The organism is Allobosea sp. 05L423 (assembly GCF_056397745.1).
In genome coordinates this window covers 1-9,170 of sequence record NZ_JBFTOA010000036.1, presented here as the reverse complement: position 1 = coordinate 9,170, position 9,170 = coordinate 1, and the positions used below count along the sequence as shown (strand labels likewise).

Below are 9,170 nucleotides of genomic sequence, written 5' to 3'. Positions count from 1 at the left end.
GCTCTCGGACTGCGACAAGGCCTTGTCGCAGCGCTCGCCAAGCCCGGTCGCCGTCCGGATCGCGACCGCGAATCCCTTCTTCGTCCGGTGCTGCCAGCCGCCGGCGACAGAAACGAGCTCGTAGGGTCGGCCGGCCAACTCATCGCGGATGTCAGCGATCAGCAGATCGATACTGCAGTCGCGGCCGACGACGCGCGCCAGGGCCTGTCGGCCGACCGGTTCCGGCGACGCGAAGATGACGGCTTCAACGCGCCCCATCCATTCACGCCACCGAATCTCCGGCGGCAGATCCGCCAGCTCGGCGTCGAAAAATTCCTCCCCCTGGGCGCGTTTGGCCATGCTCTAGAGCCCGTAAAGCCGAAAGCTGGCACGCCCGGAGAGCTCACGCACAGCCCCGAAACTGACCAAGCGCTCGAACAGCCGACGCGAACCCCAGCGGGTCAGATGGGTTGTCTGCAGCGTGCCCGACACGGCATCGCTATCGAGCAAAAGCTGGATCACCTCCCCTGCCCCCTTGGCGCGCAACTTGGGTGTCACCTCGATGAGCCGTGCCGCCCGCGGCGCGATCTCGCCGGCAAGCCAGCAGGCTTGCGCCGCTGCCAAGGCGACTGCCACGCAGATCGCGCGCTCGAACCCCTCCCCTCCCGCACGCACGCGGCTGCGATCCTTGAGGCTGCGGAAGGCAGCCCCGTGCGCCTGCGTCACCAGCAAGGGCACGGCCTCCGGCCAGCGCATGCGCCGGGCCAAGACCTGATCAGCGAGCCACCAGCCGAGCAGGCCGGTGTCTGGTCGCAGCCGTTGGACCTCGGCTGCGATCGCTGCGGCGGCCAAAGGCGCGGGCTGGCCGGAGCGCGCGAGGTCCTCGAGTTGGTCCACCAGGGAGACGAGGTTGTCACTCCAGCGCAGGCCGAGCCGATTCACTGCCCTGCGCAAACGGTCGGGAGAGACGTTGGGCGAGCGCTCGGCCAGGCTTTTCCAGGCGGCAAACAGGTTGCCGGCCGGGCCGGGATCGGCTCCCGGCATACGCAGGAGCCAAGCGTCGCGCAATTGCGTTTCGGTCTCGGTCCGTCCGCAGGCGGCCTCCAGACGGCGGAGGGCGTTGAATCGGGACCGAGCATCGAGCGAAGGATAGACCGACTGTGCGCTTGGTACCATGATTTTTAAGTCAAAGCGCACACTGCGTCGAAAACGAATAATGACCGATAATCTTGCATTATCGGTCATTTTTGTCTTTATAGATGAAACGCGCGATTTGGCGGCCCTCCGACCTGCGGAATGCCTCTGGCAATGCACAGGCCTGCCAAAACGACCATGAATGAGGAGGCCACAGGTGTCGGGAAATTCGATCCTTCCGGAAACCGAAGAACGCGCCCAAACCGGGTCAGTTGCGGCGCATCTCGAAGGGCTCGCAGCGCGAGCGCGCGATTATGTCGAGGCGGCGAGTTCGGCCAACACGCGCCGAGCCTATGCGGTGGACTGGCGGCATTTCAGCGCCTGGTGCCGGAGCCAGCAGCTCCCTCCCCTGCCGCCGGATCCGCAGATCGTCGGCCTCTACATCACCGCTTGTGCCGCAGGCGCAGCGATGACAGGGCGAAAGCCGAACTCGGTTGCGACGATCGAGCGCCGTTTGTCAGCCTTGAGCTGGAACTACGCGCAGCGCGGCACTCCGCTCGATCGGCGGGATCGTCACATCGCCACGGTGCTCGCCGGTATCCGCAACAGCCATGGCCGGCCCCCGGTGCAGAAGGAGGCGGTGCTGGGCGAGGACCTCGCGGCGATGCTGGACACCCTGGACCGCGGCACGCTGCGCGGGCTGCGCGATCGCGCCATCCTTTTGCTCGGCTTTGCCGGCGGCTTGCGTCGCTCCGAGATCGTCGCGCTCGACGTCGGCAAGGATCAGACACGCGATGGCCGCGGCTGGGTCGAAATCCTCAAGGAGGGTCTGCTCGTCAGCCTGCGCGGCAAGACCGGCTGGCGCGAAATCGAGATCGGTCGCGGCTCAGCCGATCTGACATGCCCGGTCGCCGCCCTGCAGACCTGGCTCACCTTGGGGCGGATCGCTCATGGCCCACTGTTTCGGCGGGTGACCGGCCAGGGCAAGCAGGTCGGCCCCGAGCGGTTGACGGACCAACATGTCGCGCGACTGGTCAAGCAATGCGCCATGGCCGCCGGCATCCGCGGCGATCTGCCGGAAGGCGAGCGCCTGCAGCGCTTCGCAGGCCATTCGCTACGCGCCGGACTGGCGTCCTCGGCCGAGGTCGACGAGCGTTACGTTCAGAAGCAGCTCGGGCACGCCTCGGCCGAGATGACCCGCCGCTATCAGCGACGACGCGACCGCTTCCGGGTCAATCTCACCAAGGCCGCTGGGCTGTAAGGCAAGACCGTTTCGCCTTAGGTCGCCAAACGACCAAAAACCCCATAAATGGCCGCTGGCGGCGTTTGGGCACCTTGCCTCACCAACCCTGCCGCCACCTCCACGGAGGACAGACAGGGCCCTTCCTACGAGGTCGGTTTTTTCGGCTACCCGGATGATCCCATGTGGCATGAGTCCAACGGACTGCGGTTCAGTCCGGAAACAGTACGGTTCTTGCCGGGCGCGGAGTACTTAGCTATATATTTAGCTAAGGGAGATACTCCATGGCCCAGTTCTCGGTTCACGATGCGAAGACCAATCTGTCCAAACTGATCGCCGACGCACTTGATGGCGGAGATGTCGTTATCGCTCGTGGTAGCGTGCCGGCAGTCCGTCTGGTGCCGGTCACACCACGCGGTAAGCGACACTTTGGAGCTCTCAAGGGAAAGATTGCCATCGATGCGCGCTTTGATGAGCCGCTGCCCGAGGGTGAACTCGTGGGATGGAATCTCACTTGAGACTGCTGCTTGATACCCATGCTCTGATTTGGTGGCTTGCGGGTGACGAGGCGCTTAGCCTTCGGGCCCGCGAGGCTATCGAAGACCAGGCCAACAGCATCGCCGTGAGTGCCGCCTCTGCCATGGAGGTTGCCACAAAATTCCGCATAGGCAAGCTCCCTGATGCCGCCCTGCTCGCGCAGGACTTCGAGGCGATCATCGCCGATCAGGGCTTCGCCGAACTGCCAATCACCGTTCACCACGCCCGGCGAGCCGGTGAGATGGACATCGCGCACAAGGACCCATTCGACCGTTTCCTGATTGCCCAGGCTCAATCCGAGGACATGGTCCTGATTTCAAACGAAGCATTATTCGACAGCTTCGCCGTCAAACGCCTGTGGTAGCGAAATCCCCCACACGATAATCCGAATAGCCGATTTGCCTCTGGCAGAGTTCGCACGCTTACAGCCTGCGCGATCTAGCGGAGCAGCGGCAACACGATGGATGCGGCAATCGCCACGAAAATGGCGCCCCGAATAAGGATGCCGTTGATCCGAGCCATGGAGGCTTCCGAGCTGTCAGGCGTACGCATAACCTCGCCTCCCTCTATACCTAGCTTCGGACTCATCACGGCCACGTGCAATCGCGATTGTTCGCGAACCGGCAGACTCTCCTCTCGTGTGGCCAGACAGCAACGGCGCCAGCCCCCTTCCCTCCTCGACGATCAGCACGCGGGGCGAACGAGTCAGCCTACCGCAGAGACCCGGGGCTCATCTCCGATCCAAGAGGAACGAACGCTCAGCCTTCCTTGTTGGCCCATCGCGCAGAATGCGACACGCCCGACCGCGCCGTTTGACACATAACAGTGCCGGTGCCGGTTCAAGTGCGGCCCGGCCCACCATGCTACTCTAAAAAGTAGCCGTCCCGACAACGGGGAGCCTTCCGGCTATGCCCCCCCATTTTCGATCGAAGTCGCAACGACGCCGTAGCCACGCCGGGTCTTCCTGAGCAGCCAATCCTGCAGTGCCTCGGCTGCAGTTTCTTGATCCTCGTAGAGATCGAGCCGCCGCCGGCCGGAACAACCCCGGCGCCCCCATTCGCGTACGAGCGCGACATCGCCAAACAGGGTTGGCTCAATCGCAAGCACATAGAACCGCGCCATGTTCTGTGCTGGATCAGATCGGTCCAGCACCAACATTTGCAAGCGCGGCGCATCTTTGGCGAAGGAGCTGTCCATGCGCGCATCTCGCGCCCATGACATGCACCCGTCCAACGCAAAGGATGAATCAATTCCGTGCTGACGATTCACATCGTTGATGAGCCGCAAGGCGTCCTGCGAAACCTCGCCCCCCGTCGCGAGATCAGATTCCGGATTTGGCGCGCAGGTCCTCGACCGTCGCCGCGCTCACGAGCTCGGCTTGCCCCACCAGCACGCCGCCCTTCATCACCGAACAAGCAGTCACACCCGGACGTGTCTGGATATCCTGGTAGCGGCGAAGCGCCTCCACCGCAGAAGGGGCCGCTTCCTTGACCTTGCTACCCCGGATCGTGGCCTTGATCTGAAACACGTCTATTCCTTTGAAACGCCGAAACCACAGCATCAAGAGCACGCCTCAGCCGCATCGTTCAGGGGAGCTGGCGGCGCCGATATCGAATCGACCGCCTTGCAACACAAGAGGTCATCCGAGGCGATATCAGACCCAGATCAAATTGGCGTCGGTAAAAGGCTTGAAGTTGCGGTCGACCTCGTTAGGGGCGGTGCCACCGCCGTACTCCTTGGCGAGCAAGTAGCCACGGACATCCATCAGCCCAGGTTCGAAGCCGGACAGCATCAACTCCATCGGCGCTTTCCCATTGAAGGGGCTTTCACGATTGATGCCTCGGAGCCATTTCGAGCCCTCGTCGTCAGTCCCCTCCAACAGACGGAGGGATTTATAAATCCCGAGCACCGCCGAAATCCGCAATAGGACGTCGGTTTCAAGGGTCAGAGGCTCGTCGGCGCGGGCAGCATCATACCAGGTCTGAAATTCGTCCGATGTGGGCATACCCAGGAGCGTTTGGATCTCGGCAACGTCGAGCTCCCAGACGCGCGCGACATTGAGGAGCGTCCGTAAGCCAGGTCCACTCACCCGGGCCCGATTTTTGTCGCCAATGGCCTGCGTATGCCAGCAATCTACAGGCAAGCTACGCCCGTTTTGGCTCGCGCCGGCGGCTTCCGATCAGCGCCATCAGCATCGGCCCGATCGAGAACTCGTTGGCTTCGGCTTTCCGCGTCAGGCCACGCAGATACCCGCCGGCACTGGAAATCGCCTCGCCACGCTGCAGGATTGCGGCCACGACAATCGAGGCCTCCGTCTCGCCCATCGCATTCTGCGCATCGAGCCAGGCGCTTGGGCTAATTCCGAGCATCGATCGCACCACCGCTGCCGTCGCCAGGAAGTCTCGCCAGCTGGAAATTCCGCCGCGGGCGTAATCGATGATATCCGGGCAGGCATCGAGGACCATTCCCAGCGGGAACGGCCGTTCTGCCTTCCTCACGGGTTCAGGATCAATCTCGACTTTGACCACCCTGCTTTCTGGAAAGCTAGGTTCAAGATCAATAGGTGGTTGTGGATTTGAATTCTGTTTGTGGCGCTCAGAATGAGACTCATTGCCGCTCAGATTCTGAGTTTTTATATGGAGTTCCAGCAGGTTGAGGATTTCGTCGGCCAGCATCGATAGCTCTTCGGCAATTGGTTCGAGAACCTCCCGCGGGGCCGTGCGCGGAATCCGGTCAACGATCGACCGGTAGAGCGCGCGGATCTCCTGCCAGGTTGAAGGCCCCTGCCCCGCCTGGTGAGCCGGGACGCCTTCCTCCATCGCTGTCGCTATCATCTTGGCGATGTCCCGCCGGCAGATGGTGACGCGCTCCCGCGCGAGCTTCAGGGCTCGCTCCTCGAGCCTGACGTCCTCGGCCGCGCTCTCGATCTCGGCGGATCGAACAACCAGGGGAGACAGATCGAAGCCGAAGGCAAGCTCGATATCCCCGGCCCTCCCCTTCCGCGCATAGCGCTTCCCGTTGGGGCTATCGCGGCGGATGATGAGACCGGAGTCAACGAGCACCGCAAGATGGCGCCGTAGCGTCGCCGGGGACATCCCGTGCGCCCTAAGGGCCAGCTGCTGGTTCGACGGGAAGACAACGAGTTGCTCGCCGGTCAGAACTGTCTCCGGATGAAATGTGAGCAGAGCGTCGAGCACCGCCAAGGCGCGTTCATTCACGCCCAGCCGAGCCTTGGCCGTGCAGATATCCCGAAATAGATTCCATTTGTGGACGGCCTTCTCGGGCAGTCGTTCTTTCGCGAGCGCTTGGCTTGCTACATGGGCGAGCGTCAGCGTCCGCCGCCCAAAGGGCGTCGTTGCGGCGTGATTAACCACGTTTCCTTACCTATGATTAGGCAAAAGAAGTCCGCTCGCCGAAAAGGCGCTTCGTCTCCAAGAGACTCTTGACGGCGATTCGAGGAAGTGCGATTCTCTAGGTGCGAACTACGAGAAGGGCTTCCGGGACACCGTTTCGGGGGCCTTTTTCTTTTGCAGATTTCGGTCACTCACCGCACGTCGCTAACCGACAGTCAGACCAGCACAGCGAATTGCTCTATCCTTTTCCTCCCCTCCTCAACCTTGTCAGCTGACAAGGTTTCTGCGTTTAGCGCCCGCGCCGAGATGCCTCGAAGCGCTTCATCAGTTCCGGCAGCTCCGATCGAAAGAACGATGCGAATTCATTTGCCGAATGGGCTTCGACTTTGAGTCGGATCTCTCGGTTACCGAACATCGCCTTGCCGACGCTTTGCCCATCGCTGGCCATAAGATCGAAAGTCGGCTTCTCCAACGGCGCCTTGGCACCCGATACGGCACTCAAGACCATCTGAAATCTGATGTCAGACGGCTCAGCGCGGACCTTGTCAGCTGACAAGGTTTCCCGGGCCACGACAATTTGAGACGGTGCTTTGGCAAGCTCTGCCGCTAACTCAAGCCATCGCGGGCGCCCGATTTTTGGCGCTCGCCCGATAGCGATGATCACGTCGTCGGGCAGCGTCCTCCATACCGAGCGCATCTTCGCCAACTCGGCATCGTCGATAGAAAGCGCCCCCCGAATGTCTCGCGCTCGAATGCCGGCGGACTCCATGCGGCGTGCGAACACGGCGCGTTCCACCCAACTCAGGTCCTGCCGGCTCGCGTTCTCCAAACCTTGGGATACGACGAGCTCCCCGTCGTCCAAGTCACGGACGATCGCCTTGACCGCGATTCCCAGCTCGCGTGCGGCGCGTACGCGCCGATGCCCGTAGACAATCTGGTAGCGCTCGGGCCGCTCCGGATGACGTCGAACTTGGACAGGAATTCTCTGACCATCCTCAGCCAGCGACCGTTTGAACTCCTGAAACCCAGCGTCATCGTCGTCAGGAAGGCGATCAGGAAACGGGGAGGGGTCGATGATGTTGGAATCGAGCTCCACGATTCCTCCAGCACCAGCATCGACAATAGCCTGAAGCCGATCACGCTCCTCCCGGATGTCCGAAAGCGTCCTCTGCGTAGCTCCAATCACACCTGCAGGAACCCGCGGCGTTGGCGTAGTAAAGTTCTCCAACCCAGCATCGGGACGCATACTCTCGCTGTCGCTCTCCGACGCGGTCTGAGACAGCAGCCCGAAACTCGCTACGATCGACTGGCGCGCAGGCTTCTTCATCGCCGCCCCCAGCTCTCGTTGATGAGGTCGACAATGCCTTCGTTCACCGCATCAAACGACTCGCGCGCGCGTTTGAACGCTTCGCGTCCAATCTCTCCAGTCTCTAGTTCGTAGATGCTTCTCTTCGCCAATCCCGCAGCTTCGACGGCCGTGCTTTCGACAGCTGCCGGCACAAGGACGTCGTCGGGGAACAGCATCCGGAGCATCGATACAATTTCAGTTTGAGGCTTATCGTATGGGTTGTGGCGCGTAATCAGGTACCGGAAGAAATCTTGCCGCATGGATGCGCGCTCACGCGAGATCACGTCGATGAGATCGCCCATCATCAGCAAAAACTGACCCATCGAAGCCACGTCGAGCATCGCGGGATGGATCGTTACGATCATCCCGGTTGACGCATAAATCGCGCCTAGCGTCAGGTATCCAAGCGACGGCGGCGTATCGAGAACGACCACGTCATAGTCATCCTCCACCTCGCGAATTGCCAAGCCAAGCCGTTCGAAGAAGAGCGTGTCTGCCTTGCGAGCTTGAGCCAACATACGAGGCGTTTCGTACTCGAATTCCATCACCTCCAGATTGCCTGGGATGAGGTCGACGCCCGGGAAATACGTCTTCCGAATTACATCTCGCAGAGGGCGGCGATGTTCATCGTAGCGAAGCGCAGCCCAAACCGTCTCGTTGGCAGCGACATCCATCTCTGGTTGCGCACCGAACATCGCAGACAACGATGCCTGCGGATCCAGGTCAACCGCGAGTACCCGATAGCCCTGAAGCGCGAGATAATGAGCGAGGTGCACGCTGGTAGTTGTCTTGGCCGAACCGCCTTTGAAATTGGCAATTGCCAGGATCTGCAGATGCTCTCCACGTCGCCGATGTGGGAGAAAACGAAGGGCCTCAGACGGCTTCTGGGCGGCGAACAAATGCCTCAACTCGTTGATCTGAGCGAGAGTGTAGGCTCGGTGATTATTCTCCAGGCGAGCGGGCAGGGGGCCTTTGCCCTCATTGGACATAAGCTTAAGCGTCGAATCGGGAATGGAGGTGAGCTTCGAAACCTCATTCGTCAAAAAATGACGTAGGCTCTTTTGCGCATGTGGTGGGTACATACGCTCGCGCAGCGCATTCAGCTGCTGCGACAGGACCCGGGCATGCTTCCACACGCGCTCGGCAGGTGCCAGCGCCTGTACAGCTTTTTGTGCCACGGCTTCGGGCATTGGCGTAAGAATTCCTCTTTGTCGGGCAAAGGCCGATTTATCGGCCTTCTCCCGACAAGCTACGCCATGATTCTAGCTGCGGGTCCAGAGGTTTAAGGTTAACGAGCTGTTAATGACAAACGATCGTCAGTTGATCCAGATGACTGCGCCCCCTGCCTCAATGATCGATGCAAGAGCCGCGGGAAGAGCGGTATCGGCAATTTTGATATCCCGCGCACCCATAGGGGAGGGTGCATTGACCTGAGCCTGATCTGAGCCCTTAAAACTGGATCGCTTTGAGCTAGAGTTTTCCGCGTCGTTTCCCATGGGCTGGGAGGAGCGGAAGACGATGAAGGATTCGAAGTTCTCGGACGCCCAGAAGGCGTTCATCCTGAAGCAGGGCGCGGACG

General features: G+C 61.2%; 11 protein-coding genes and 1 pseudogene. 3 read left to right on the top strand and 9 right to left on the bottom strand.

Annotated features, from left to right (window positions below; genetic code table 11):
* Both AC1DNE_RS30395 and AC1DNE_RS30390 read right to left on the bottom strand, forming a co-directional pair.
* On the bottom strand, positions 1 to 339 hold a 339-nt coding region (locus tag AC1DNE_RS30395; RefSeq protein WP_476841368.1), incomplete at its 3' end, for an SMC-Scp complex subunit ScpB.
* Between the two features lie 3 nt (positions 340 to 342).
* Complete coding sequence (locus tag AC1DNE_RS30390) at positions 343 to 1,224, bottom strand: DUF1403 family protein (protein WP_476841367.1); 882 nt, start codon at positions 1,222 to 1,224, stop codon at positions 343 to 345.
* A 91-nt stretch (positions 1,225 to 1,315) separates the two neighbouring features.
* Here AC1DNE_RS30390 and AC1DNE_RS30385 point away from each other — a divergent pair, with 91 nt between their 5' ends.
* The 3 genes from AC1DNE_RS30385 (at position 1,316) to AC1DNE_RS30375 (ending at position 3,254) form a co-directional block, all read left to right on the top strand.
* A complete protein-coding gene (locus tag AC1DNE_RS30385; protein ID WP_441473964.1) occupies positions 1,316 to 2,374 on the top strand; it encodes a tyrosine-type recombinase/integrase in 1,059 nt (352 codons plus the stop codon).
* Between the two features lie 263 nt (positions 2,375 to 2,637).
* The gene (locus AC1DNE_RS30380) at positions 2,638 to 2,871 is read left to right on the top strand and encodes a type II toxin-antitoxin system Phd/YefM family antitoxin (protein WP_441473963.1); all 234 of its coding nucleotides are present in this window, start codon (positions 2,638 to 2,640) and stop codon (positions 2,869 to 2,871) included.
* Entirely contained in the window at positions 2,868 to 3,254 is a 387-nt protein-coding gene (locus tag AC1DNE_RS30375; RefSeq protein ID WP_476767363.1) for a type II toxin-antitoxin system VapC family toxin, read from the top strand. Before AC1DNE_RS30380 ends, AC1DNE_RS30375 begins: the two co-directional genes overlap by 4 nt.
* 542 nt (positions 3,255 to 3,796) lie before the next feature.
* Here the strand turns inward: AC1DNE_RS30375 and AC1DNE_RS30370 are convergent.
* From AC1DNE_RS30370 to AC1DNE_RS30340, 7 genes and pseudogenes are all read right to left on the bottom strand, one after another.
* Positions 3,797 to 4,087 carry a WGR domain-containing protein gene (locus AC1DNE_RS30370; protein WP_441473961.1) on the bottom strand — a complete coding sequence of 97 codons (291 nt, stop codon included), beginning with the start codon at positions 4,085 to 4,087 and terminating at the stop codon, positions 3,797 to 3,799.
* A gap of 124 nt (positions 4,088 to 4,211) precedes the next feature.
* Positions 4,212 to 4,418 carry a hypothetical protein gene (locus tag AC1DNE_RS30365; RefSeq protein WP_199084333.1) on the bottom strand — a complete coding sequence of 69 codons (207 nt, stop codon included), beginning with the start codon at positions 4,416 to 4,418 and terminating at the stop codon, positions 4,212 to 4,214.
* A gap of 126 nt (positions 4,419 to 4,544) precedes the next feature.
* Positions 4,545 to 5,033 carry an MbcA/ParS/Xre antitoxin family protein gene (locus AC1DNE_RS30360; RefSeq protein WP_441473960.1) on the bottom strand — a complete coding sequence of 163 codons (489 nt, stop codon included), beginning with the start codon at positions 5,031 to 5,033 and terminating at the stop codon, positions 4,545 to 4,547.
* Position 5,034: 1 nt separating this feature from the next.
* On the bottom strand, positions 5,035 to 6,264 hold the full coding sequence (gene repC, locus AC1DNE_RS30355; RefSeq protein WP_441473959.1) for a plasmid replication protein RepC: 1,230 nt from the start codon (positions 6,262 to 6,264) through the stop codon (positions 5,035 to 5,037).
* 268 nt (positions 6,265 to 6,532) lie between these two features.
* Positions 6,533 to 7,570 (bottom strand): plasmid partitioning protein RepB, encoded by a 1,038-nt coding sequence (gene repB, locus AC1DNE_RS30350; RefSeq protein ID WP_441473958.1) that lies wholly within the window; start codon positions 7,568 to 7,570, stop codon positions 6,533 to 6,535.
* The gene (gene repA, locus AC1DNE_RS30345; protein ID WP_441473957.1) at positions 7,567 to 8,781 is read right to left on the bottom strand and encodes a plasmid partitioning protein RepA; all 1,215 of its coding nucleotides are present in this window, start codon (positions 8,779 to 8,781) and stop codon (positions 7,567 to 7,569) included. The genes repB and repA overlap by 4 nt, the downstream gene beginning before the upstream one ends.
* A gap of 126 nt (positions 8,782 to 8,907) precedes the next feature.
* A pseudogene (locus AC1DNE_RS30340) lies at positions 8,908 to 9,170 on the bottom strand (hypothetical protein); the annotation flags it as partial.